Origin of the sequence: Mesorhizobium sp. M0800, assembly GCF_040320095.1 — a bacterium.
In the GTDB taxonomy this organism is placed as follows: domain Bacteria; phylum Pseudomonadota; class Alphaproteobacteria; order Rhizobiales; family Rhizobiaceae; genus Mesorhizobium.
The window spans coordinates 26,577-51,942 of record NZ_JAMYOZ010000016.1 but is presented as its reverse complement, the minus strand read 5'-3'; the positions used below and the strand labels follow the sequence as shown (position 1 = coordinate 51,942).

Sequence of the window (25,366 nt, the reverse complement as noted above, 5' to 3'; positions counted from 1 at the left end):
CCACAGTCGCGGTGCTATTTACTCTATGTGACGTCAACATGGCAAAGTGCTGCCGATCACAATGTGGAAGCAGCAGCACAATGCAAAGCAGCGTGCATGGTTGCAAGGCAGCAGGCACAATTGCAAAGCAGCAGGCCAAGACCGCCTGCTCCAACAGCGAAATGGAACCATCATGCCGATCCTGAACCGAGCCGCCGAAATGCAGGACGAGGTGGCCGGCTGGCGCCGCCATTTGCACCAGACGCCGGAGCTGAATTTCGACGTCTTCAAGACCGCCGCTTTCGTCACCGAGAAGCTGAAGGCTTTCGGCTGCGACGATATCGTGACGGGTTTGGGCAAGACCGGCGTCGTCGGCATCATCCGCGGCCGCCACGGCGAAGGCTCGACCATCGGCCTGCGCGCCGACATGGATGCCCTGCCGCTCAACGAGATCACCGGCAAATCCTATGCCTCGACCGTCCTCGGCAAGATGCACGCCTGCGGTCATGACGGCCACACCGCGATGCTGTTGGGTGCCGCCAAATACCTCGCCGAAACGCGCAATTTCGCCGGCTCCGTCGCGGTCATCTTCCAGCCGGCCGAAGAGGGCGGCGGCGGCGGCAACGAGATGGTCAAGGACGGTATGATGGAGCGCTTCGGTATCTCCAAGGTTTTCGGCATGCACAACATGCCGGGCCTGCCGGTCGGCCAGTTCGCCATCAGGCCGGGCCCGATCATGGCGGCGACCGCCGAATTCACCATCACCGTCAAGGGCCGGGGCGGCCACGCGGCGATGCCGCACGGCACCATCGATCCGATCGTCATCACCAGCCAACTCGTCGGCGCATTGCAGACGATCGCCTCGCGCAGCACCGATCCGGTCGAGGCGGTGGTCGTCTCGGTGACGAAATTCCACGCCGGCGACGCCTATAACGTCATTCCCGAGACCGCCGAGATCGCCGGCACCGTACGCACGCTGAAGAAGGATGTCGCCAAGAAGGCCGAAGAGCGCATCCGCGCACTTTGCCAAGGCCTCGGCGCTGCCTTCGGCGCGACAATCGAGGTTGATTACAATGCCAATTACCCCGTCACCTTCAACCATCCGGAAGAGACGGTGTTTGCCAGCGACATCGCGGCCGACATCGCCGGCGACAGCCATGTGCACCGCGCGATCCAGCCGGTGATGGGCGGCGAGGATTTCTCCTACATGCTTGAAGCGCGGCCGGGCGCCTTCATCTTCATCGGCAATGGCGATACCGCCGGCTTGCACAACCCGGCCTACGACTTCAACGACGAGGTCATCCCGCACGGCATGAGCTATTGGGTGAAGCTGGCGGAAACGGCGCTGGCGGCGTAGCCGTTCGGCATCGGCGGTGCGGCAACCGCCGCACCTCTGGGCGGCAAAACCGGGCAGGACATGTTCTGCTGGTCACTTCCGGCCGGACGACTTCCGGGCAAGGCCGAAGGCAATGCCCAGAGCAATACCTATACCGATGCCCGCAACAATGTTGTCCAACACGACGCCGATAGCCACGCCGATCACGACGCCGAGTGTGAGGTGTTTGGCATCCATTATGCCCGGTCATGTAGCGTGGAAGGGAAGAGCCGCAACCGCTACGGTCCGCTCTTCGGATCCTCGACCTCCAGCGCCTCCATGACCGGCGCCAGCTCATTGTCGTCGGCAGCCTGCGGCTCTTCGCCTGTCCTCGCCTTCGTCAGGGCTGCCTCGATCGCCTCCTGGATATTGCCGAGCTCGTCTTCGCGAACCTCGTGGCCATAGCCGGCAGCGTCGGCATCCTGTTCGAATTGCTGCGCCAGGACGGCGACGCTCACCTCGCTCTCGGCCGGCAGATTGCCGACATTCTCCTGCAGCCAGGTTTCAAAGAACTCTTTGGTCGCGCTCATGCGGTCTCTCCTTCGGGACACTAAAGCGCGCCGGCGTCCCGAAAGTTCCGCTATCCCGACCTCTTTGGGGCCTGCTCCCACATTCGGCCAGGCGGCGTTGGCGCCGCCTGGCTCGGCTGCTTACTGGCTGGCAGCAGTCGTCGGTTCGCAGGACACGTTCGGGTTCATGTCCGCGAACGCGCCGGTCGGGTTGCCCTTCCAGGCCCAGACATGCAGCTCGTAGAACGGGCCGAGGCCATAGCGGTTGGGCGCGCTGTTGAAGTTGAACAGATGCCCATCGAGCGAGGCCGGGCCTTTCGAGGTGATGTATTCGACCGCGATCAGTTTTAGCGTGCCGTCGGCCATCGGCTCGTACATGACGGCTTCAGGCTTGGCGACATCGACCGCGTCATCCTTGAGGTAGCCCGGATTGACGTAGTGGATGCCCATGGCGCCGCCGGTGATGCCGCTGGCGCAGGGAATCGGCGCATAGCCCTCGGCGGTTGCCGCCGCCACATTCTCGAAGCGGCTGTTGGCGGCGCGTACCATGTCGGCCAGCGGATTGGGACCGGACGCGGGCGCTGCCTGATGCGCCTGCGCCAACGCAGTGCAGGCCGACAGCAGCACCGCGGCAGCGAGAAGTCTATTGCGAAAGTTGATTGTCATAGTCATTCCATTCTTCTTGAAAAGCACAGCCCGGCCGGCCGCCGGAAGTAAGGAGGTCCGGCAGGTGGGCGCTGTGGCTGTTGTTGCTGGGAGATCCCTGTCCCGATGCGACGAATGCAGGGGAAGATCATCCCTTCGGCAGATACGGGATGGTTCCGGCCAGATCGGAGTTGTCGATCAGCTGGAAACGGCTGTCGCTGCCGCCCTGACGGGCCGAAACGAACGGCGCGTAGGCAGGATCGTCGGTGAAGGCGCGCGCCGCGGCCTCGCTCGGGAACGCCATCAAGGCAATCAGCGTCGTGTCGAGCGGCTTGCCTTCGAGCGTCTTCACATTGCCGCTGCGCGACAGATATCTGCCGCCGTGCTTGTGAACGAGGTCGTGGACCGACGCGGCATAGGCCGGCATCCACTTCGGGTCCTTCACCTTGATGTCTGCGATAACGTAAGCGGTCATGGGTCATGTCTCCTGGTCGTGCACAGGGGTATCCCGTGCAGCGGCAGAGGGGTCGCATGGCAAGGGTCGCGCCAGCCAGTCCCCGATCTGTACTGGTGTGGCGAATCCGAAATTCGCATTCGCTTTGGAGCAACGCAGCGAGCGAATTTCGGATTCAAAAGCCACACCAGCAAATGCTTGGATTTCCAGTGTGGTTTTGGATTTGAAGTTCCTAACGCTGATGCCACCCAGAAAGCAGGAACTTCAAATCCACCACACTGGGCCGGTACAGTTTCTGTACTCGCCGCGCCGCCGGGAAAGGCCTATGGTCCCGACTGAGTTTGAGGGGAAGGCAACGTCGTGACCCAGTCCGGATACAAACAGTTCTGCCCGTTATCGATGGCCGCGGAGGTGCTGTGCACCCGCTGGACCATGGTTCTGCTTCGCGAATTGGTGGCAGGCTCGACCCGTTTCAACGATCTGCGCCGCGGCGTCCCCAAAATGTCGCCGACCCTTCTGTCGCAACGCCTCAAGGAGCTCGAGCTGGCCGGGATCGTCGAGCGCAAGGAGGTGCGCGGCGAGAAAGGCATCTTCGAATACCGGATGACCGAGGCAGGCAGGGATCTGCGATCCGTTGTCGAGGCGATGGGCTTTTGGGGGCAGAAATGGGTCGAGTCGCGGCTGTCGCTGAAGAACCTCGATCCGTCGCTGCTGATGTGGGACATGCGGCGCAATCTCAACGCGTCGCCGCTGCCCGACGGCCGCACGGTGATACAATTTCTATATCAGGAGCTCCCCGCCTCGAAACGGTCGTGGTGGCTGATCGTCGAGAAGCACGGCGAGGTCGACCTCTGCTGGTACGATCCGGGCTTCGATGTCGATCTCTACGTCTCGACCGACCTGCACACTATGACCGAAATCTGGATGGGGCTGATCACCGTCGAGAAGGCCGGGCCGAAAGTCATCTTGACGGGAGACCAGGACATCGCGCGCAAAATGCAGACCTGGCTGGGCCTGAGCCCGTTCGCGGTCGAACCCAAGCGAGCTGCCTAGCTGCCTCTTGGCGAAACGTCCCGAAGCGGTTATGTGTCGGGCGCGATGGTCCCGTAGCTCAGTAGGATAGAGCGGCAGATTCCTAATCTGTAGGTCACAGGTTCGATTCCTGTCGGGATCACCATGTTTTTCAAGTACTTAGCGCGAAATCGCCGTACTTTTTTTGGAGGATTTTTGCGAAATAAGTACGGCGAATTTCGCAGACCTTCAGACTTTGGGCACCCATATTCCAAGGGCGAAGCGGCCCAAAACCGCTGCGAAGCGCGGCGCTACGATGCCTAAATCGAGGTAGGTAATCGTTGTTCCCAATCAACTTGCCCGTTTTTCGACGCACCGAGACGACGGACGACAGCCGCTACCGACCGTCAGCGTCGACGTCTCCTTGGCGGCGCCGAAAGGTCTCGCTACTTCGTCGTTCAATCGAGACCGCGGCGAGTAAGAATTTGAACATCGGCATCATCGATCACGAGGTCGAACTCGACTCGTGTGTCCATCCGTCCCCTTAGGGCGGATTGTCCACCAAAGTCCGCATCATAGGGGGAATGGACGCGCCCGGTCCGGCGGCTAGAGGAACGGAACGCTATCATTTTGTTGTATTAGTAATGACGCATGAAATGGCCTACAATTAACTCTACCCGGCAGCGCCACTGGCAGCCGGTAGGCCCGGCGGCCCGCAGGTAACCCCGATCGGCTGTCGGCCCGTCCCCATGAAAGTTACGCGCGGTGGCGACCAACGTGAGACGAGATCGAACCAACAACCCCGCAACCGGCATCAAGGGCAAGCGCCACGGGCCGCCGGCCAACGACGAAGCAGGATATTTCGAGTTCTGCCCCGTTTGTGGCCAGACGTTCGACAAGCGAAACCTTGGCGAGGTGCTGCATCACTGTCTCCCCGACCATGAGCCGTTGAACTCGATGAATAGGTGACTAGCGTTCGAACAGATGGTTTCGCTCATCCAAGATGGTGATCGGTCCCAACCAGACGATCTCAAAAGTGATTGCGGATGTGGTCGTTAAAGTAGCGGGCTTGGCGAAGGCCGCTTTGAACCCGGCAAAGGTCTCAGGTGGTACCCGGAACCATTGCACATTGAGCGGAATTGGCTGAAAGTGATCGAACCACAGGACAGGGATGTCGGACGGCCACCCATTCAAGGTGGCCGGGGCGCGGGTTAACGTGATTCGGGTCGATCGGCGGGACAGGGGGAGAAATGCACCCTTGGACGAAAGCTGAGCTTGCGGAGATCACTGGAGGCATATGGGAAGGCGACCTGCCGGAAGCCTGGACGACCGACTGCATAGCCTTCTGCGACGCACTGATCGGCCCCGGCGCGCTCGTCATCCCGCGCGTTGGCACCTACCGTTACGGAGTACACCCCAGGAAGATCAGGCGCTTCAGGCGACAGGGGCTCGCGCTCCTCGCGGACCGAGAGTACCGGCCCAACTTCGAAGGCTTGCCGTTGCTCCGGGTGGCTTCGGTCCGCGTCGCCATGAAGTATCTCGCCGAGCGAGCGCGGTCTGCTTACGGCGGACGCCTGATCGCGGTTGGCGGCAGCGTCGGCAAGACGAGCACCACGGCGATGATCAACGTCATTCTCACCGCAGCTGGTTATCCACCTTTTCCGGGCGAAAACTTCAATACCGTCTCCGGCGTGCTCGGCCTGATCGCCAACCTTCCCCCTGATGGCATCCACGCTGTCGAGGTGTCGATTGGCTTTTTTCGGCGGCTCCTTGAGGTATCTGCGCTCAAGCCGCATGTCGCTCTTATCACGACGATCGGCGACGCCCATCTCGAAGAGTACGGCTCGCGTGAGGCCATCGCCAAGTTGAAAGCCCGCCTGTACGATGTCGCTGAGGGCGGCACTGCGATCATGCCTCGGGATTCCGAGCATTTCGAATATCTCCGAGCCCGCGCGCTGTCGTTCGGGGCGAAGGTCGTGTCCTTCGGTGGACATGCTAAGGCCGACTACCGGCTCGTGGACTATTCGCACGAAGATCAACTGGTGCGTGCGGTCCTGAAGGGCCGGGATTTCGCCTACAAGCTAGGTAATCCAGGGCGGCACATGGCAGTCAACAGCCTCAGCGCGCTGGCGGCTGTCGATTCGCTCGGCCTTGATCTGGGAGCTGCGACCAACGCGCTCGGGGAGGTGCAGGCCATCCACGGACGTGGCGAAGTCATACGCATCGCCCTCGCGTCCGGCGAGGTCCATGTCGTCGATGAGGCCTACAACGCGAATCCGACATCGGTGGCCGCCGTGCTGGCGGCACTCGCTGAGGGGAAGCGCGCAAGTGGGGGCCGAAAGCTTGCCCTTCTTGGCGACATGCGGGAACTCGGGCCACGATCGGCCGAATTTCACGCCGGTCTGGCGGAACCCGTTCTCGCGGCCGATCTGGATATGGTGATGACGGTTGGGACGCAGATGACATATCTCCGTCGTGCCCTGCCGGAGTACCTCCTCGGCCCACACTTCGCGACAGCAGACGATGTGTTGCCCGAGCTCGCCACTATCCTGCGCGCGAAGGACCGCCTTCTTGTGAAAGCTTCGAATGCCATGGGTCTGCATGAAGTTGTAACTCGCTTGCGCCGGCAATTTGGACGCTAGTCCGCCGCGATATACGTCGAATTTCGCTGTTTTTTTGGACCAAAGCAGAAAAATTGACCGGAGATCAGCTCCGCCCATGACTGGTTCCACAACCAAACAGTCTCAGGCACTTGGCGGAAAATTGTGCTTCGCCGCCTGATTCGATCTGTGCTGCCTCCGGGTGACCAGGGTAGCGCCGGCTGGACGCCGCCAACCGAAGAGCTGCGCACAGTCATGCCCCGCTCGGTCATTTCGGCCATGCATATAACGGCAGCCGCCGGGAATGGTTGGTTGGTCCGAGCCCAATGCAGCAACAACAAAGATTAGCCCTGTGCCGAGCACTGACATCAGCATTGCTTCAGCGAAGGAGCACTATTCCTAAGTCTCCAAGGCCTTTCGGCGGAGTCGCACCATACCAGTCCAGGGCCACACTCGAGTTGCCACTATAGAAAAATTGCCACGCAACAATCCAACCTGAGTTGGCAGTCGACTTCAGGTCTGTTGTCCCTCTCATCCGAAAACGATGATGGGGCAGGTAGATAGCCCCTTCAATTAAGTAGTTTTTGTTTCCGGACAATGAGACCGTGGGCACAGAGGGCGTAACTGTGCGTGACCCGAAGATAGCGATGCCAGCGTAAATGCCGCTCGTGGGAGCCGAAATCCTTACGCCACCTTTGCCTGCTGACTGAATAATGCTTGACTCGGAGTCAACGAATATCGTGACTTCGTCGCCCGAGAGATTCACATGGCTGCCGATGCTCACTGTTGCGTTCTGAAAATAGTGAACTCCGGGAGAAAGAACGACATTTCCATCGAGGTCAATGTTTCCACAGAACACCCGGCCGGCCGGAATGGTAACATCGGTCAGCATCTGATCACTGTAGTCGCAGCCGTTCGGTGGAACGGGCTGCGGTAGATCGACAAGGGGGTCTGCAAGTTCGGGTTGGTTGGTTTTCGGGATGATGGTGTAACCGCCGCCTTGGTAATTGCCCACTATAGAGATTTTTCTGGCGACAATCTTTCCGGTTCCAACGTGCCTCAGTGCCCTTGGACTGGAGGAATTCACTTGGATACCGCAGTTTGGCACCGAAAGCCCCCCGGAACCCATTACCGTCAGCGCTCCATTTGAGGCAGGATCGAGGACATAGAAGCAATAATCCGGCGCGGCTTTTCGGGCCGTTGCCGCCGCGTGAAGGTTAATGCTCCGAATTCCAGCAAGACTCATGAAAGCGGTTGGCATTCCAGCTGAGATTTCAACCGCCGCCTCTCGCGTCCCAGCAGAAGGAGTGGTGATGCTCACCCCAACGACAGCGCCGGTCACGAAGGAGCCATTGGCCAGCGCCCAATTCTTCGCGGCCTGGACGGCTGCTTCGTTTCCTCCATCGCTCTCGACAGCAACAAGAGCCGCCGAATCGGCTATCTCCTGCAGCTTGGATCTCCAGGAAGCGGCGTTGGTAAAGTCAATGCTAAGGCCGAGGGCCAAGCCCAGTGGCACCACCATTAAGGCCATCGCGACGGCAAAGTTCCCCCGTTTTTCGGGCGGCAGATCTTGCAGTCTCCGCATCCAGAAGCCCTCTCTTAAGAGCAACTTAGACCGAAGATGGTTTAGAATTTACTAAATTAGAACAACAAAACGCAGCGGCAATTCACGCTCGGCAAAAAGGCGATGCAAGCTGTCTCGCTGCTCATTGAGCTGAGTGAAACGCGGCAGACCTTGAGGTCAGCGATGTGCTAATTCTCTACTTAAGGCCGAAGACTTGCTGAGCCTGGTCAGACTGCAACAAGTCGCGCGCCGAATGTCCGACACCCGGTAAAATCACGAGACGCCAATTGAAAGGCCACCCGTTAGCGGTCGCGACAGCTTGCGCCAGCTCAAAAGTGAACTGCCCCCGATCCAAACGCGTCTCTCCTTGGCGCATAGCAGCTGCGCTTTCGTTTAGATCGACATCGCCAGTGTCGTCTTCTCCAAGATAGATCGTTAGAGGCAAAGCCAGATAGGCCTTCAACTCCTGAGAGGCTTGATCCGGCGTATAGACGCAACCCGAGGAGAGACATCCTAGCCCGTAGGCTGCCGCCTCTGCTAGCGAGGGCAATACGTAGGTCGACGGATTGGCTACGACCACTCTCTTGGCATCCGACAAGGCAAATGCTGCAACACGCGACATGAATTGACCTCCCGCCGAGTGCCCAAAAAGGTAATACTGCGCAGTCGGCAGCCCCTCTCGGGCCCTCGCCCAGTTTACCAAGCCCTTCACGTACCAGACAGTCCACCTGTCCCGAGGTTGAATTGTGCCCGAGTTGACAATGCCTCCCCGCTGATAGCTCCAGCCTGGGAACCTTTCCAGGTCGAAAAGCGGCGCCATAACGATCAGGCAATTTCGATCCGCAAGAGGCTGCGCGTAGTCTCGGTAGGATTCGGCCGTTCGGCTTAGTCCATGGAACACGAACAGGATCGATGGACTGGCACAGTTCTTCGGATGATAGGTGTATACTGTCAACTTTATACCGTTAATAGTTGCTGAGGTCGTACCTTTGCCGACCTTCCAGGCAAGTACTTGGCCTGAATACGTCAGACTACAGCCTAAGACGACTGCCCCTAACAGACGGATTAGAAATCGCACCTGTCGCTCCCATGGACGATCCCGCAGGGATGACATATCCCATTAGCGGCAGCTAAACAAATCAAAACCGGCTGAGCAGTAAAGAGTTCGTTTCTCCACGTCTGGTCCTCGCAATGTTCGCAAGCGACGCCTCCGCGGCACCTCCTGCGTGACAGGGTATCGGCTCCTTGTTTTGTCGGCACGTATCGCTCGCGCCGCCATTGCGATCGAGGAACCCAGTGCAAATCCGCGTACGGCATACGCATGAGCTTCGGAGCCTCACGCCAGTGCAGGGATGGCCAATCTAAGGCATCTGTCTTGAACGGCTACGACAACATCGGCGAGTCCAGGCGACAACGCCAGCAACCGATCGATTGTCGCGCGACCGGCTGCTCCTCCCATTATCTTTGGTTGGTAGTCGAGGCGCGGATCTCTGTTTTGAACGTAAACTGGATAAATATCTAAACGGATCTGCTTCGCACTAAAGTGGAAGCAAGGGAGAATGGACTCCCCTTTGCTGTTTCCGGACCCAAATGCAAAATTGCCGACACTGTATAATATCGGCCGACCGTTATAAATCTCGATCGGCTGAAGGATGTGGGGATGATGGCCGATGACTGCGTCCGCACCCAGGTCGATAAATAGCCGTGCTTTCATGCGGTCTTGCTCGGTAGGTTGGCGCTGGTATGGCAAACCCCAATGTACCATCACGGCGATCCGATCGACCAGTGGACGAAGTTGGGCCAGATCACGCTCGATGAATTCGGGCACATCTTGTGCGGAGCCTGGAAGTTCGCCACGAGCCGCTGTTCGACGGTTCCAGTAATATCCGAGAAGTCCGATGCGGATATCTGCGCCATCAAAAATCGCGGGGTGGTAAGCAGAGCTCTGGTTCCTACCACCACCGTACGGTTGGATATACTGTCGCTCTAACGTGGCTAGCGTCTCAACCACGCCACCCCGACCGCAGTCTTGAATGTGGTTATTCGCGACAGTCATGGCAGCGAAGCCTGCACGACGTAAGACAGAGGCTGACTTGGGGTCGACTTTGTATGAGTAGTTCCGAGTGGTATCTGCTTTCTCAGAGATGGTGGAGAACGGCCCCTCAAGGTTTCCCGTTATCAAAGCGCAGCGTCTAAAGATCGGCCTGACCCAGGCGAAGGCATAGTCTGGGCCAAACCTGCGGATACGATGACGCATCCGCATCCCGGTCATCACATCTCCGACCGCCGCCAAATGGTACGGAGCGCTGGCGGACGAAGAGAGGAACTGTTCAAGTTGGTCCGGGTCGATGAGATCGATGTCATCCGGAATTATGACCTCTGAAAACTTCTCGCGAATTTTTACAACATGGCGCCGGACTTCTTCCGATTCACTGAGGCGGTAAAGGGGTGGCTGAACGGAGGGTGCCAACAATGTCTCAACCGCTGAAGAACTAAAGCCGATCCCACGCTTCTCAAAAACGCTTCGGATCAGTGTTTCGTAACGGCTGCTGAATCTCATTCGGTCTGCATGAAGCAAACACGAGGCAAAGCTCTTCGGAAGTGACCTGAGGGCGCGCGTTCGAATTCCGGAAGGAGCATACGGGCTATCAGAAAGTCGTCCCAGCGCCAAAAGGGCAGCTACAACTAACGAAATGCAAGTAAGTTCGTCTCCCGGAAAAGCCTTGTGTAGGTCCCACATTGTCGCCGCTATGACTTGCGCGACCAGCGCCTCCGGCGGTGGCATCTCGGCGTCGTCCATACGCGAATCATTGGCAAGAGTATCCGATGGTACGAACTCGGCATCATGACGGAGGTGCCAACACCATACGTAGGGAGTCGACAGCATCGCGGCCGCAAAGTATGCGCTCAAGGCGTACTCAAGGGGACCAGGCTTACTGAAACTGGCGCGCGGTGCATGCAGCCTGTCAGCTTGGATGTCAGCGGTATGGCGCACCACGTGAAACCCGAATGCCTGATATATGAAACTGGCATTGTGCGAGGGGTCGCACAGATAAGCACCGCCTGAAATTCGTGGAAGCCACCCTTCCGCTGTGACTGCACGCCCCGGGCCGAACAGCAATTCCCCACAGAGGGGGATCGAAAAATCATCGAGATTTTCGATTCTTGCTGGATATCGGTATTTGGTCCCTTTGACCGGCACCAACCTAAGCAGATCCCCGTTAACTCCCCCTTGTTTCGGCTGGTGCGCATTAACGATCGCTCTGACCTTCGGCAACGGGCCCTCGCCGAGTGAACGCAGCACTTCGTTCACTCGATGAGCTATCAAGGAGACGTGGTAGTAGACGTTGACCTGGCCGAAGCGTGCCGCGGCCTCACAACCTTCCTGTTCACCAAGAATTCCGCCGCCGAAAGGCTTGAAAACATAGTTACCTTGCTTGTCGGGCAGTGCTTCGCCCATCTCACCCGTGGGCCAGTGAACATCCGTGGCTGGATGACCGATTACGTCCACGTACCGCCCACGCAGCCCTTGCCTCCCCGTGTTTTGGCAAAGATAAGGCAGTTCGACCTCGGTTAAATGCACCCGGCCGCCAGTAAAATCTGAATCGCAACGCTCCCAGACGTAAACAGATCCAGTCGCCATCTTTTTCCCCAAAGCTACTGCTTCTTCTGCGAACGCTGAGACGCAAGAATTCACAAGTCTTGCGCTCCGCAATCCTGCGAACCTTTCGCCGACGGGTGCTGAAATTGATCGAAAGGACATGCCGTCGGTTGCCCTGAGGCCAACTCTCTACAGGGCGTGGAGATTGTCCTTCAACATGCTCTGAGGCCGCATTTTCGCTCCATGGTGGGAAGCTGGATCCGAGTCTGCAGCCCAGCTTCCGGCAGCGTTTTGGCCTCAATTCGCCTGCCCCTGATGGGGGCTACACAAATCAATCTCCTGACGAGGCACATCTATCCGATGCTTGCGACCGGCTTTTTCTTCTCTCCGCTTATTCGAACTGCCTTACTGAGGCCGCCTGCTGAACCGTTATTCTCACCCGATCCAGCGAGTTCTTGCCGAGCGCTCTCCAATGCCTTCGCCGCAGATCCCTCCTTAATCACCTTAAGTTCTTCCGCGACCATATTTGATTTTATGAGACGCCACTTGTCGAGGGAGGCGGCGCGCACGAAGCCGTAAGCCGATGGCATACGGACCATCAGCCAGCCTAGCTTCAACAATTCCTCCGTGAAGCCTCTCACGAACGCCGCCCCGCCGACACGCCGTCCGGTCAGGCGCCTGAATGTCTTGTACGACATTCTTGCACGGGTTCGCGGCTGTCCTGCTTTGTTTGTGGTGCGTTTCAAAGTCAAAGCAACGAGTGTCGCCGCATCACTTAGCGAAACACTCGGTGTTGCAATCGGCGAAACAGTGTTCATAACCTTACTCTCCTTAGCTTGAGCAGAATCGATAAACTCATCACTGCTATCGAACGTCGTTCGTCTCGGGCCGAACTGAAGGAAACGGGGCCACTTCATCGAACCAGCCATCCTTTTTTGCCAAATACGACATTGCCATTGCGTGCATGGCAGCCTTTATTTGCGGTGGCCGCGACTGAGACATAGATGCGAGGGGTTCCGCGGCTAGCTCACCAGATCTCGACAAAAGCGCCATTTTGGCACCCGATCCGTCAGTGCTCCATCTCAAAGTTAGAACCAAACCACCACTCTGTAGGTGCCGACGTAGGTCGGTATCAGTATCAGGCTCGGAACTGACCAATATTAGTCGTGTGATCGGCAAGGTCGACAGCGCACGGCGGGGCCATTCATCTTCGCTGTTGACAATGAAATAGCCCTGGTTTCCGCACTGCAACACTCGCTGGGCGAGATCTTCGAGAACTGTACCATTGTCTGCATCCGTTCGAGTCATCGAGACCGCACGGCAAGCACCCAGACAAAGACCGCTCGCCCAAAGTCTGTCCGGAGAGGCTGCATAAACCAGGGCTTCCAGGAACGGGTCTCTGGCCAGCATTTGCGGGGTTGTCCGCCGCCCAAATTCCTGGGGTACAGTGTTGATGTAAGCGCCTCTTTTCGACAAGAGACCAACTCTTCGCCCTTCCGCCTGGAACCGATGATCGATTGCTGTCGCCACCGCACCAGTGTGTCGATCGCCGATGACGAGTACGGTGGCAATTTCCGAAGAGCCCGGCTCATTGTACATATTGGCCAGGATTATCTCACTCACATCTCTCGAGGTCCCCGCTCGCGGCCAAAGATGAAACTCGATCCCCGGCCGTGCATTTACCTCGATGACAGTACACCCGACCTCTTTGTATGATCTTGCAATATCGGGCATGATGAGATCTATCCCGGCAATGTTAAGGCCGATGACTCTCACGATGCGCTCGCACAGTTGCCTGTTATCTGGATGAACGGAGTTTGTAACATCGACCGGGACGCCTCCACGGGCGAGGTGGCCGGTAGGTCGGAGAACCAAAGGCTGCCCGGAAATTGGGACGGACTCCAGCGTAAGACGACGCAAGGCTAGGTGCCGTAGCAGCTCATCGTCAATCTCTACAGGAGAAAGACGTCTCCCGTCTCTGTCGGGTTCTCGGTTCAAATCATGAATCAGGTCAACTATCGTTTTTTCACCGTCGCCAACGACTTGGGGGGGGCAACACATGACCGCCGCCACGAGATGATAGTCAACGACTGTCGCTCGAAATTCCGGGCCGGCGATGAACTGCTCAACCAAGACGCCAAACCGCTCTGACTGAGTGACGTCGTGCGCTATATCGAATGCAGCCTCAACTGCACGGCGTCCCCGCAGTTTAACCGAGACTCCCCGCCCCTGATTTCCCTGAACCGGTTTGACCACGACGGTCTTACCCAGCTGTTTGGCGGCAGCGACGGCCTCAGGTTTGGTGCGAACGGTAATCTGACGGGGTACTGGGATCCCCGCTTGCGCCAAAAGTCTGTTGCCCAGCCTTTTGTCCAAGGCCACCTTCGCCGACGCAAACGATGTAGAACCCGATATCGTCGAGAACAGCTGCTTCTGGTGCTTGCCTTGGCCAAGGCGAAGGTGGTTACGGGCAATGAATTCGAACGGGATGTGATTTCTCTTAGCTGCAGCTACAAGCACAGCGGTCGAATTTGAAAGACGTCGTCTCTTCGCCCTTTCCAGGTTTAGCTCCCGAGTCCGAGCGTATTTCGCTGCCCCGTCCTCGCCTCGCGCCGCCTCACCAATCGCGTCAACGACAGCCGAAGCAGCCGCGCGCGACATCTGCGGGTCATCCGACTCCCAAACGATTGCAAGATGGCTTTCGGACGGATCGCCTATTAGCGACGCCGTCGGCGAAAACGAATAGAAATTCATCGCGCGGCGAAGCTCAAGATCAGCGGACAGGATTGCGTCGGCAATGTAGCGAGGGACCAAAGCGTTTTGTGCACAACCGGGAAACATTTCGGACAGCGCTGAGCGAGCCAGCGCAGTAAAATCGGAGATGCAAGAAACCGCTAGCCGCCCGATATTCAGGGTTAATTTGACCACCGTGTTCGTGCTATGCACGTTAAGTCCCGATAGCACCTTAAAACTGACAATCTCAATTTGTCCAAACTCTTCAGATAGGCTGACCATAACCCCACTTTTGACCCCGGATGTTCACGCTCCGCCTGCTTTTCGACCGTCTCCCACAATACAGACTTCCTGACCACGCTTCCGCTGCAGCCACTTCAAATGCATCTCGAAACGGGCATCGCATCGATGGGCATGAGCGGCTTCGGCAAGACCCGATGTGAAGGGGCGAAGATGTGGCGCATTCCACCACATTTAAGCACGCTTTATCTCTGATCCCCCGCGTTCAGCCTAAACGCTACGGCCGCAGCATCCGGAAGTCGCGTTCTTATTCTCTTGAAAGACCAGTGGATTTCCCGCCGGCCTGATCCGGACAATGCAGCTGGATGGTATGTGGCCTCGCGGGGAGATGTCGTCATGCATTCGAATGGCAGAGATCCAGACATTATAGTGTTAATAGCCGTTAAAAGTCGTCAGCTTGGGTATGTATTTTAGGCATCTAATGCTATTTAGCTAATCATATTTATCTAATCATATTGGTTATTGGATAATCGATTGCAAACGGAGAGGAGTATAGAAAAGGGCTTAATCTTATACATAGAACAGAAAAGACTTCTAAATGCCATCCAAATGTAAGTTGGGGGGTTCATGTCCGTTTCAAGAATTAAGCGCGGGCGCCTGAAGAGAGCTAAACGAGCATTCGCCACCCGCCGGGTCGCCGCATCTCACATGCGCACACTCGTTACCGGACCTATACAGCCCGTCGCTGGCGATCTTGTTTTGGCGCGCGTTGATGAACTCGGCAATCACAGCAGACTGGAGCTCATCTGCGGGCGAAAGGCGATCATGTTTCGCGGAGATGAGATAATCCTCTGTTATGGAAACAGGTACGCTCCTGACCAGTTCGAGGCGGTAATAGGCCCCGATCTGGGGCCGTGCGACTTGGTAGCGGGGGGCGGCATCGCGGCATGTGAGCTTTCCAGGCATGCTCGCATGCTGGCGCCAACCAAGATCACCCCGCTCGGCCTGATTGGCGACAAGTTCGGCCGCCGGCTAAACGTGTGGGATTACAAGGTCAGCTCAGACGATTTACCCCCTTCTCTGCCGATTGTTCTGTCGCTTGGGACGTCAATGAACGCCGGCAAGACATTGACGGCAACGTCATTGGTCCGAGGGTTCAAAAAGGCGGGACTGAAGGTCGCGGCACTGAAAATTACAGGAACTGGCTCGGGTGGCGACACCTGGATTGTGCGGGATGCCGGAGCCGACATCGTTCTTGATTTCACAGATGCCGGATTTGCAACGACGTATTTAGCCCCGGTAGAGTTGATTGAGAAGGGTGCTTTCCGCCTACTGAACCATGCCGCTGAAAATGGATGTGACGTCGCTGTTATTGAGATTGCCGATGGGCTGCAGCAGAAGGAAACTTCCGAGCTAATTCTGGCTGAATCTTTTCGGAGCATGGCTCTTGGCGCGATTTTCGCTTCCTATGACGCGATGGGAGCAAAGTATGGAGTTGATACCCTCCGCGCTGCTGGCCACAAGGTACTTGCAATTAGTGGCAGGATCGGCCGATCGCCGCTCGGTGTGAGGGAGGCTGAAGAAGCCACTGGCCTGCATGTCTATTCCCCATGGGAGCTCCAGGATGGGGCACTCAGCCCCGTTCTAAAGGCTCGCGCTTCTGAAAAACTGGCTAACGGACAGGGCAATAATCCATATCTACGGCGTATTGCTGATTCCCCAAATCCAATGACGGCACTCGACCAGGGTCGAGCCTACTCTTCCCAGCTGCGAATTGATTTTTTGGGGAAGCTTGCGCACGAACTGGTTCAGGCAGAGTTGGGAGAAACACCTGGTCCGGGAAGGCCTGCCAGTGACAGCAGGGCGACATGGCCCAGTCCCTTTGGGAGCGTCTCGGTCACCTTACCCGAGTTGCTATCGCAAAGCTCGAACCCCGCGTTTATGTCGATCCAGGCGCCCGCTGAGTTGATAGAAGCGGCAGTGCTGGCAAAAACCCGTGGAGCCCTCAAGTCATCTCTGGGCAGCCTGGTCCAAGCCCTCGGGTGCCCTCCCCTGTCCGCCACCCAAATGTACAACCTCGTGAGCGGAGCTTGGTCGATGTTCGAGGCAGTTGATCACGATGAACGCCTTTGGGCAGCAAATCGGCTTCAGCCAAATGTTCTTGCGGGACCTGCTTTGAGCCCTCATGACGATTTGGATGGGATGATCATGAATTTCTCGGGAATTTTCAACGAGGACCCCGACCAGCATGCCCCGCTTGGACGGGCGTGAAAGACGGTGTCCTTGCTGAGAACACGAGGTAGGCGGCGGTACAGCGCCCCCCTCAGCGAAATGTGGCGAAGGTCGATACCTGGCCTTGCTGCGGTTGTGGGTTTTGGTGTCTGTATCAATGCGCTCCGATTTGCTGGGCCGCTTTATTTTATACAAATATTCGACCGGGTCATTTCCAGCCGCAGCGTGGAAACCCTCGTTATTCTGACCTTGGCCGCCTTGCTCGCTCTGGTAACCGGCGTCGTGCTGGAAGCCATTCGTCGTCGTATGCTTTCCCGCTGGAGCGTTTGGATCGAGCACCACTTGACCAGCCAGTCCGTGAAAGCCGGATTGACGGCAGGCGTCCCCAATCCGCCGCTTCTGACCAGCATCGAGAAAGTCTCCAGCTTTGTTGAGCGAGGGCTAGCTGCTTGGCTGGACGTGGTCTGGGCTCCCGTTTTCCTGTTATGTGTATACTTGATCCATCCTGTTCTCGGCCTGATCGCGTTGGCAGGCATGGCTTTGCTGACAGGTATGAGCCTGCTCAAAGAAAAGATCACACAAGAGCCCCGCCAAGCTGAACGTGAAGCTGCCAAGCAGGCGAAAGAGGTATTGATCTCAGCGGAAAGGCACAAAGACGTAGTCGGCGCCTTCGCAATGGCCGACGCGATCGCCGGTCGCTGGGGTAGGAACAGAGTAGATGGCTTTTTGCAGCGGGAGCGGCTTAATGCCAGAGGATCGAGCCTTGATGCAGCGATCCGGGCGCTGAACCGTTGCGTTTACATAGTTCTATTGGCATCGGGCATCTGGCTGTTCCTGAACGATTCGGCGTCCCTCGGAGGCGTATTTGCAGCCCGGCTCATTGCCAGATTTGCTTACAGAATGGTGGAAAAGGCAGTTCGGGAGCTCAGAAGCCTCAGGGAAGCGCGGGAGGGATACTCTCAGATCAAGGCGGAGCTTGCCAAACCGTTGGACGTAGAGCCGTCCCTGCTTCCTGGAACGCCGCAAGGCTCGTTAGTTCTCGATCAAGTTACATTCAGGCATGCTGGATCGCGAGCAGACGTATTTAGGAAACTGTCGCTTTCTCTGGCTCCTGGGGAATTGCTGCTGGTCATAGGACGTGCAGCCACCGGCAAGACGACGCTTTCTCGTCTTCTCATTGGTTTGCTCAAGCCCCGCACCGGTCAGATCCGCTTGGGAGACATGGACATAACCAGGCTTCCGGATAATGTTAGAGTTGGAGGCATCGGCTATTTACCTCAGCACGTTGAACTTTTTGACGGAACCGTCGCGGAAAATATTGCACGTTTTCAACAAAGTTCTATCGATGACGTGGTTTCCGCAGCAAAAATAGCCGGAATACACGAAGTTATCATTCGTCTGGGCCAGGGTTATGACACTTTGCTTAACGACTCGGTCGGCCTGTCCGGGAGTGAACGGAAGCGAGTAGCCCTTGCCCGCGCGCTCTTTCGCGCGCCGAGACTTATTGTCTTGGACGAGCCATTCGCCAATTTGGACGCTGCCTCGAAGAAGACCCTCGAGTCGGCGGTTAGGCTTATGAAGGATGCGGGAAGCTCGGTAATTGTCACCATATCCGGACAGACCAACCGTCTTGCCGGATTAGTTGATAGGTCGCTGATCCTAGGAAGTCGATCGCCCGAGCTCACCGGAGGTTCCGTTCGTCCCGTTGCTTTCGGGAAAACTGAATTGCGGAGCGTTAAGTGATAGCTTCGCTCGCTCTTGGCACCAAACACCCCGGTACCCAGCGAGCCGAAGATCCGCCGCCGTTTGGTAGGCGTTTAGTGATCTCTGGTTTCGCGATTGTCGCTGCCTTCTCGACCCTGACCGGCATGTGGCTTGTCGCGGCACCTATCCAGGGTGCGGTCTTGGCCACCGGGGTGGTGAATGTCGCGTCAAACGTAAAGACAGTTCAGCACCTCGAAGGCGGCATCATATCAGAGATATTGGCTCAAGAAGGAGATCGCGTGTCGCCAGGCCAGGTGTTGATACGATTGCAAAACACCGCTTCGGCGGCTGCTGCAAATGAAATCAAGGCGCAGTGGTACGAGGCGAAGGCTACGGAAGCGCGCTTGGTCGCGGAACGAGATGGAAAGGACTCGATCGAAATTCCGCCTGAATTGAAAGCGTCCGGCAAATTGGCAGCGGATGCTGTTTCCGGGCAGGAGAGTGTCTTTCGGACACGTCAAAACCTCTTCAGAGAGCAGCTCTCCCTGCTGCAGCAAGCAACCGGAAGCATGGCGAAGGAGATAGAGGGTTTTGAAGGGCAAGTGGTAGCGGCTACCCGGAAGCTCGAGCTGATCGAGGAGCAATTAGGTGATGTGCGCAGCCTGTACGAAAGGAAGTTGGTAGTCAGGACGCGCCTTGTAGATTTGGAAAGAGAAAAGGCGGACGTGGGAGGTGCCCTAAGCGGGTATGTAGCGTCGATCGGCGCGACCCAGCAAAAGATGGAGGAGACGAAATTCAAGATTGCCGAACTTAGCGCCTCGACGACGGCCGATATCGTCGAGACACTAGGAGAAACCCGCGCCAAAATATACGAATACGAGCAGCGAATGGCCGCTGCTGATGACGTGGCGACGCGTACCGAGATACGTGCTCCTATCGGAGGCACCATAGTGGGACTTAAGGTCCACACGAATGGAGGGGTCGTAACGGCGGGAGAGCCGCTGATGGACATCGTCCCTCAGGAGGATAGCTTCGTTGTTGTGGCAAACGTTGACCCCCTCGACGTCGATCAGGTGAAAGTGGGACTGCACGCGACGGTGTGGCTTAGCGCTGTGAACAGACGTTACCAGCAACCGATGAGCGGTGACGTTCGCACTCTTTCGGCTGACCGGCTAATTGACCCTCGGACCGGTCAGGCTTTTTATTCAGTCCGAATTGTTCTGAGGCCGGAGTCTTTGAAGCCTGGAGCATTGCAAGCTGGAATGGGCACACAGGTCATGATCGAAACTGGAGCGAGGTCAGCATGGGAGTATCTCAGCGCGCCGGTCTATGCCGCTATGGGACGTGCTCTTCGTGAATGAAGAGAACGAGCAATAGACAAAGACTTTTACGCTCCCGTTCAAGTATAATTTGGGCGAGTATTGAGTATTATGTCCTCTTCCAGATTCGCGGCCACCAGTCGACGCATCGCCGCCGCTCGGCCCTGTCGACGGCGCGCATGCGCAGGCCGAACTCGACATTCTCGCGCACGGTGAGGAATGGAAACAGCGCCAAGCTCTGCCAGGCCATCGGCGTATCCCGCTGCCAGGTGACGGCTTTCGTCGATCAGCACGGCCATTGAACACCAAGTGTCTGGATCGCTGCCATTCGAATGCACGACGACATCGCTCCCGACAGCCACATATCATCCAACTGAAACGCAATTTGTATTTCATTTCTTTGATTAAGGTCATCTCAATAAAGGTGGAACCATGGCCAGCAACGCCAAACTCGCTGAATCAGCTCGCGAAACGCCAAAGCTTAACATGAAACCGATCGAGGAGATTGACAGCAAGCAAATCTCCACGGCAATCCGACAAAATCGGCCGTTTGTTGTTCGAGGCTGGGTTGCAGCCTCCGACGGTTGGGGATTGGATGACCCCAAATGGGCGCGGCATACCGGGCAGGTTACGGTGGTTCCAGGGGACGAGACCACGGTTTCCACTGCATCCTATGTCTTACGCAAGAGCGGGATGACACACGAAATGACCTTCCGTGAGTTGTTCGAGCGGATCCTAGGCCAGGGGGAATGGCAACCACTGATCGATGCAAACGAGCGCTACTACATGTTTGGCGGGAAAGTCCCGAGCAGTCTTCTGGAGGCATTGCCTTGGCCAAGCGACCTGGAGTTCGTTGGCTCGTCTCCCTATGTTGCTTCCGAAGGGGTTACCGCCAAGGCGCATTATGATCATTGGTACGCATTCCTGGTGCAGCTACACGGGACAAAAGCCGTGAAAATGTTCCCCCCTTGGGATTATAGTTTCATCTATCCGCAGCATGAAAAGACGGCCGACAAGCCCAGGCGGGCGCTTGTGGATTTGAATAATCCCGATTTTGACCAGTTCCCGTTGTTGAATCAACTGCATGGAGAGATTGCCGTACTGAATGCAGGTGACGTTTTGTATATGCCGGTCGATTGGTGGCATGAGGTTGAAACCGAGGGATTCTCTGTCAGCATCAACCGGCGTTTGAGACGGAGTGCGCTGGACTGGGCCGGCGCACTGCTTGTATTCGGCTATCAGGTCCTGCAAGGCGCATACCGTTACGGCATCGAACCGATCCCCACCGACGAAATTAAGACTCTGGCCCAGCATGCCTATGTTGAGTGGAAGAGCGACACCGGCAAAACGGAATACGATCAATGGTGCGCATTCCTGGCGCAGTTGGGGCGGGACCAAGCAAAGGCGTTGCGGATCCCCGAAGATCTCGGAGTCCTCATGGCGCGGTGGTTTCAGACCGAGCAAGACCTAACGAAGGCAGAGTTTGAGGCGCTCTCGCATCCCGCGGTTGAACTACCTGTTCGGCAGTGACCTTGCCCCCAGTTTCTATCCAGTTTTGAGTTCGTTTCCGGCGTGGGTTGTGCCCTGCTGGGCGGGTGAAGCGACGGGCGCTTGCGCGGAGCCTTTGGCACAGCGCAGCGCGAGCGACCGTCGCAGATTGAAGGTGGTGGCGAACTCGGCCGGTGTCTGCCAGGCGATTTGGGAATGCGGCCGCGCGGTGTTGTAGTCGGCGCGCCACAGGGCGATGGCGACGCGTGCCTAAGCCAGCGAAGTAAACAGCGTCTCGTTGAGCAGTTCATCGCGCAGTCGGCCGTTGAAGCTCTCGATAAAGCCATTCTGCATCGGCTTGCCGGGCGCAATGTAATGCCATTCGACGCGGTTCTGATCCGCCCAGGAGAGGATGGCGTTCGAGGTGAACTCGCTTGTCGCTGACGATCATTTTCGGCCGGCCGCGCTCGGTGATGAGCCGGTCCAATTCCCTTGCAACCCGCATGCCCGAGAGAGACGTATCAACGATGAGTGCCAGGCACTCTCTCGTGCAGTCGTCGACGACGGCCAGGATGCGGAAGCGGCGCCCGTCTGTGAGCTGGTCCGATACGAAGTCGAGCGACCAGCGCTCGTCGGGCCTCAGCGGCACCACCATCGGCGCGCTGGTCCCGATCGCCCGTTTGCGGCCGCCACGGCGGCGAACGGCGAGCTTCTCCTCCCGATAGAGCCGGAACAGCTTCTAGTGGTTCACGACCAGGCCCTCCCGCCTCAGCATCACGAGAAGACGCCCGTAGCCGAACCGGCGACGCTCCTGCGCGATCGCCTTCATCCGCTCGCGAAGCTCGCGGTCGTCCAGCCTGCTGGTCTCGTGGCGAACCGTCATGCGGCAACAGCCGACGGCTTTACACGCCCGCCGTTCGCTCATCCCGAAGCCTTCCTTCAGGCGAGCGACAGCTTTCCGCTTGGCCGCGGGCGTCACCATTTCTTTCCCACAAGATCCTTCAACGCGGCATTGTCGAGCATGGCGTCGGCCAGAAGCCGCTTCAGCCGCGTGTTCTCGTCCTCCAGAGCCTTCACTCGCCGAGCCTCGGAGACATCCATCCCGCCGAAGCGGGCCTTCCAGTTGAAAATCGAGGCGTCGCTGACCCCGTGCTTGCGGCACAGATCGGCAACCGATCCCCCGGCCTCATGTTCCTTCAAAATTCCGATGATCTGCTCTTCAGAGAAGCGGCTACGTTTCATGTCCTGGTCCTCTCGATGGGCCAGAACGAACTTCAAACCGCATTAGATCAGAGGGGCAAGGTCAACCTGGCCAATGTTTCGGCTTGAGAAGCAGGGACGGAAGCCGCACCGAGCTTCGTATAAGCCGAAGGAACGCCGCGTTGACTAGCCGATAACCCACTAAAACCGTGGATTTATTGAAACCGCACGAGCATATTACGGGTCGGGCGCGCAGTGGTTGAAAATGCTTGCGTCGCGCTATGTTATTTGCATGCTGCGCCGTTTCTTTCTCTGTCGTTCGTGGCGCTGGCATGCTCTGATCCCTCAAAAAGGATGTGTCATTGGTTTTCAGTTTTTGAGACCGGCGGTGGGCCTATCGTTTGTCCGCTTGCCGAACAGGGAGGAAGACAATGGACGGAGAATCGCATTCCAAATCAAGGCGAAGCTTCCTGAAGTCGAGCGGACTTGTCGCCGGGCTGACGGCGACGGCGGTTACCGCTCCCTGGGTTCGAAGGGCAGGAGCCGCTGACACAATCATCTGGAAAATTCAAACCTCGTGGCCGGCTGGCGTCGGACTTGAAACTTTCCAGAGCTGGTGTGCGGCCATCAAGGAAAAGACCGGAGGCCAACTCGAATTTCAGCCGTTCAAGGCAAAGGACATCGTTGGTGACTTCGAACTCCTCGACGGGGTGAAGAACGGCGTTCTGGAAGCGATGAACTCGTTTTCACTTTACTGGGCCGGTAAGCTTCCCGCTGCGGCGTTCCTCTCCTCTTACACGATGGGGCTACGCTATCCGCACGAATGGGACATCTTTTTCTATTCGAAAGGTGGTCTGCAGGCCGCGCGCGACCTTTATGCGAAACAAGGTCTTTACTACGTCAACCGCATTCATCACGGCCCGAACATCATCCACTCAAAGACACCGATCCGCTCGATCGAGGATTTCAGAGACCTGAAGCTGCGCGTACCTGGCGGCATGATCGCCGAGACATTCGCAAAAGCCGGCGCCAAGACGACGCTGCTGCCGGGCGGCGAGGTGTTCTCCGCGCTGGAGAAAGGCACGATCGATGCAGCCGACTACACTGGGCCGGCGGTAAACTGGGCGCTCGGGTTCCAGCAGGTGACCAAGTACATTTCCATGGGCCCAGCCGGTCTGATGTCCGTATACCAGCCCGTCGACCTGATGGACTTTGCCGTCAACATGAATGTCTGGAACCAACTCCCGGACAACCTCAAGAAGTTCGTGGAAGACGAAATCCAAGTCTATTCCAATGTCCATTTCGGGGCCATCCAGAAGGCCGACATGGAGGCCTGGCAGAAATTCCTGGATGCCGGCATTGAAATCAATCGGCTTGGACCGGAGGACCTCCAGAAGTTCCAGGAAATCGCGGTGCCAATCTGGTTCGAGTGGGCCAACAAGGATAAGGACGCGGCGCGCATCTTCAAACTGCAGCTTGAGGTGATGGAGAACCCGACCGTCGGTTACGTTACGCCGGACATGTATCAGGGATTGTCGATCAACCTCTGAGGCTCTCCGCGCCCGTCCTGTCCGGGCGGGCGCACTCTCCTGCAAGAGGCAGTCGCCGATGCCCTCACTCACATTTGTGCTGCCGCACTGGCTATACTGGTCAAGCCTCGTGCTTTTCCCGCTCGTTGCGGTCTTCCTTGTCCATCGCGAGCGGGCACAGCGCGATGCCGGCCGTCCAAATCTCTTTCTTGCTTACCTGTTCCTGGTCACTGCAGGCTTCCTCGGCATGCACCGGTTTTATCTGAAGAGCAGGTGGGGATTCATTTTTATCCCGCTGTTCATTGCAGTGCTTTGGACGAGCGCCCAGGTACGCGACGGACGTGAGGCAGTGTCGCTCGCGCGATCCCAGAGCGAACACGCCGAAAGGCTGTTGCCGCGTGCCAAGGCAGATGTAGCAGCCAGCAAAGAAGGCGCTGCCAATCGCCTGGCGAAAGCTGAGGCAGACGCCACGGTGGCGCGCGATAATCTGAGCGCCGCCGCCCATGGGCTCGAGCGCGCCAACAGGATCGGCCGAATTGCCGGACTTCTGCTTGGTCTCGCTCTCGCAGGCGACGCCCTTCTAATACCCGGTCTTGTGCGGCGCGCCCGCACCCGTGAGATCGAGCGCGCCGCGGCCGACCATCCGCTCGTAGTCGATGTGCCAGCCACGCCCGTCAAGCAACCGCTCGCGTTGTTCCAGCCGGTCGACTGGCTGGTACGCGTGACGGGAGAGTTCGTCGCGTATTGGTCGGTTCTCGCAGTGGTGGCGTACTACTACGAAGTGGTGGCCCGTTTTGTTTTCAACTCACCGACCAACTGGGTACATGAAAGCATGTTTCTTATGTTCGGCATCCAGTACATGCTGGCAGGCGCCTATGCCTACCGTGACGAAACGCATGTCAGGGTAGACATCGTCTACAGCCATCTCTCCGAACGCGGTCGTGCTGTCTGCGACATCATCACCTCGGCCTTCTTCTTCTTGTTCACCGGCACCATGCTGGTCACAGGATGGCGATTTGCGAGCGATGCCACGGCGGTTGGCGAACGCTCATTCACCGAATGGGGCATCCAATACTGGCCGGTAAAGCTCGCGATCCCCATCGGGGCAGCGCTCCTGTTGCTTCAGGGCCTATCCCGGCTGATGCGAGACATCGCCACTGCATTTGGAAGGGTCGGCTGAGCG

At 57.6% G+C, this 25,366-nt stretch carries 19 protein-coding genes, 1 tRNA gene and 1 pseudogene; 10 read left to right on the top strand and 11 right to left on the bottom strand.

The window, feature by feature from the left end; translation table 11 throughout:
- The first annotated feature begins 172 nt into the window (after nt 1–172).
- Complete coding sequence (locus NKI18_RS19230) at nt 173–1,336, top strand: M20 aminoacylase family protein (RefSeq protein ID WP_352618854.1); 1,164 nt, start codon at nt 173–175, stop codon at nt 1,334–1,336.
- A 72-nt stretch (nt 1,337–1,408) separates the two neighbouring features.
- Here NKI18_RS19230 and NKI18_RS19225 read toward each other — a convergent pair whose 3' ends face one another.
- From NKI18_RS19225 to NKI18_RS19210, 4 genes are all read right to left on the bottom strand, one after another.
- Entirely contained in the window at nt 1,409–1,552 is a 144-nt protein-coding gene (locus NKI18_RS19225; protein ID WP_198023575.1) for a glycine zipper domain-containing protein, read from the bottom strand.
- A 41-nt stretch (nt 1,553–1,593) separates the two neighbouring features.
- Entirely contained in the window at nt 1,594–1,884 is a 291-nt protein-coding gene (locus NKI18_RS19220; protein WP_352451191.1) for a hypothetical protein, read from the bottom strand.
- Between the two features lie 120 nt (nt 1,885–2,004).
- Nucleotides 2,005–2,529: a hypothetical protein gene (locus NKI18_RS19215; protein WP_502900722.1), complete on the bottom strand. Its 525-nt coding sequence runs from the start codon at nt 2,527–2,529 to the stop codon at nt 2,005–2,007.
- Nucleotides 2,530–2,656: 127 nt separating this feature from the next.
- Nucleotides 2,657–2,983: a DUF1330 domain-containing protein gene (locus tag NKI18_RS19210; protein ID WP_352618850.1), complete on the bottom strand. Its 327-nt coding sequence runs from the start codon at nt 2,981–2,983 to the stop codon at nt 2,657–2,659.
- 339 nt (nt 2,984–3,322) lie between these two features.
- On the opposite strand from NKI18_RS19210, the gene NKI18_RS19205 reads away from it, so the two are divergent.
- From NKI18_RS19205 to NKI18_RS19195, 3 genes are all read left to right on the top strand, one after another.
- The gene (locus tag NKI18_RS19205; RefSeq protein ID WP_352457625.1) at nt 3,323–4,015 is read left to right on the top strand and encodes a winged helix-turn-helix transcriptional regulator; all 693 of its coding nucleotides are present in this window, start codon (nt 3,323–3,325) and stop codon (nt 4,013–4,015) included.
- Nucleotides 4,016–4,062: 47 nt separating this feature from the next.
- Nucleotides 4,063–4,139: transfer RNA gene (locus NKI18_RS19200), tRNA-Arg, on the top strand.
- A 1,084-nt stretch (nt 4,140–5,223) separates the two neighbouring features.
- Complete coding sequence (locus tag NKI18_RS19195) at nt 5,224–6,615, top strand: UDP-N-acetylmuramoyl-tripeptide--D-alanyl-D-alanine ligase (RefSeq protein ID WP_352618848.1); 1,392 nt, start codon at nt 5,224–5,226, stop codon at nt 6,613–6,615.
- Nucleotides 6,616–6,952: 337 nt separating this feature from the next.
- Here NKI18_RS19195 and NKI18_RS19190 read toward each other — a convergent pair whose 3' ends face one another.
- The 5 genes from NKI18_RS19190 to NKI18_RS19170 form a co-directional block, all read right to left on the bottom strand.
- Entirely contained in the window at nt 6,953–8,158 is a 1,206-nt protein-coding gene (locus NKI18_RS19190) for a TadE/TadG family type IV pilus assembly protein (protein ID WP_352618846.1), read from the bottom strand.
- 175 nt (nt 8,159–8,333) lie between these two features.
- Nucleotides 8,334–8,759, bottom strand: a complete 426-nt coding sequence (locus tag NKI18_RS19185) for a hypothetical protein (RefSeq protein WP_352451186.1) — start codon at nt 8,757–8,759, stop codon at nt 8,334–8,336.
- A 714-nt stretch (nt 8,760–9,473) separates the two neighbouring features.
- Nucleotides 9,474–11,780, bottom strand: coding sequence for a CapA family protein (locus NKI18_RS19180; protein WP_352457628.1), 2,307 nt, complete (start codon nt 11,778–11,780; stop codon nt 9,474–9,476).
- A gap of 311 nt (nt 11,781–12,091) precedes the next feature.
- Nucleotides 12,092–12,556 (bottom strand): hypothetical protein, encoded by a 465-nt coding sequence (locus NKI18_RS19175; RefSeq protein WP_352457629.1) that lies wholly within the window; start codon nt 12,554–12,556, stop codon nt 12,092–12,094.
- Between the two features lie 46 nt (nt 12,557–12,602).
- The gene (locus NKI18_RS19170) at nt 12,603–14,753 is read right to left on the bottom strand and encodes an ATP-grasp domain-containing protein (protein WP_352618843.1); all 2,151 of its coding nucleotides are present in this window, start codon (nt 14,751–14,753) and stop codon (nt 12,603–12,605) included.
- Nucleotides 14,754–15,683: 930 nt separating this feature from the next.
- On the opposite strand from NKI18_RS19170, the gene NKI18_RS19165 reads away from it, so the two are divergent.
- The 3 genes from NKI18_RS19165 (at nt 15,684) to NKI18_RS19155 (ending at nt 20,008) form a co-directional block, all read left to right on the top strand.
- Complete coding sequence (locus NKI18_RS19165) at nt 15,684–16,982, top strand: hypothetical protein (RefSeq protein ID WP_353020262.1); 1,299 nt, start codon at nt 15,684–15,686, stop codon at nt 16,980–16,982.
- A 96-nt stretch (nt 16,983–17,078) separates the two neighbouring features.
- The gene (locus NKI18_RS19160) at nt 17,079–18,686 is read left to right on the top strand and encodes an ATP-binding cassette domain-containing protein (protein ID WP_352618841.1); all 1,608 of its coding nucleotides are present in this window, start codon (nt 17,079–17,081) and stop codon (nt 18,684–18,686) included.
- Entirely contained in the window at nt 18,683–20,008 is a 1,326-nt protein-coding gene (locus NKI18_RS19155; RefSeq protein ID WP_352618839.1) for an HlyD family type I secretion periplasmic adaptor subunit, read from the top strand. Before NKI18_RS19160 ends, NKI18_RS19155 begins: the two co-directional genes overlap by 4 nt.
- Nucleotides 20,009–20,075: 67 nt before the next feature.
- Here the strand turns inward: NKI18_RS19155 and NKI18_RS19150 are convergent, their stop codons facing one another.
- Nucleotides 20,076–20,216, bottom strand: coding sequence for a hypothetical protein (locus NKI18_RS19150; protein WP_352570605.1), 141 nt, complete (start codon nt 20,214–20,216; stop codon nt 20,076–20,078).
- 182 nt (nt 20,217–20,398) lie between these two features.
- Between NKI18_RS19150 and NKI18_RS19145 the strand changes: the two genes are divergently transcribed.
- Nucleotides 20,399–21,496 carry a cupin-like domain-containing protein gene (locus NKI18_RS19145; RefSeq protein WP_352618837.1) on the top strand — a complete coding sequence of 366 codons (1,098 nt, stop codon included), beginning with the start codon at nt 20,399–20,401 and terminating at the stop codon, nt 21,494–21,496.
- A gap of 15 nt (nt 21,497–21,511) precedes the next feature.
- On the opposite strand, the pseudogene NKI18_RS19140 reads toward NKI18_RS19145, so the two are convergent.
- Nucleotides 21,512–22,696, bottom strand: a pseudogene (locus NKI18_RS19140) (IS3 family transposase).
- Nucleotides 22,697–23,085: 389 nt separating this feature from the next.
- Between NKI18_RS19140 and dctP the strand changes: the two are divergent.
- Together dctP and NKI18_RS19130 are read left to right on the top strand one after the other, a co-directional pair.
- Nucleotides 23,086–24,204: a TRAP transporter substrate-binding protein DctP gene (gene dctP / locus NKI18_RS19135; RefSeq protein ID WP_352618835.1), complete on the top strand. Its 1,119-nt coding sequence runs from the start codon at nt 23,086–23,088 to the stop codon at nt 24,202–24,204.
- 109 nt (nt 24,205–24,313) lie between these two features.
- Nucleotides 24,314–25,363 (top strand): TRAP transporter small permease subunit, encoded by a 1,050-nt coding sequence (locus NKI18_RS19130; protein ID WP_352618833.1) that lies wholly within the window; start codon nt 24,314–24,316, stop codon nt 25,361–25,363.
- The last annotated feature ends 3 nt before the right edge of the window (nt 25,364–25,366 follow it).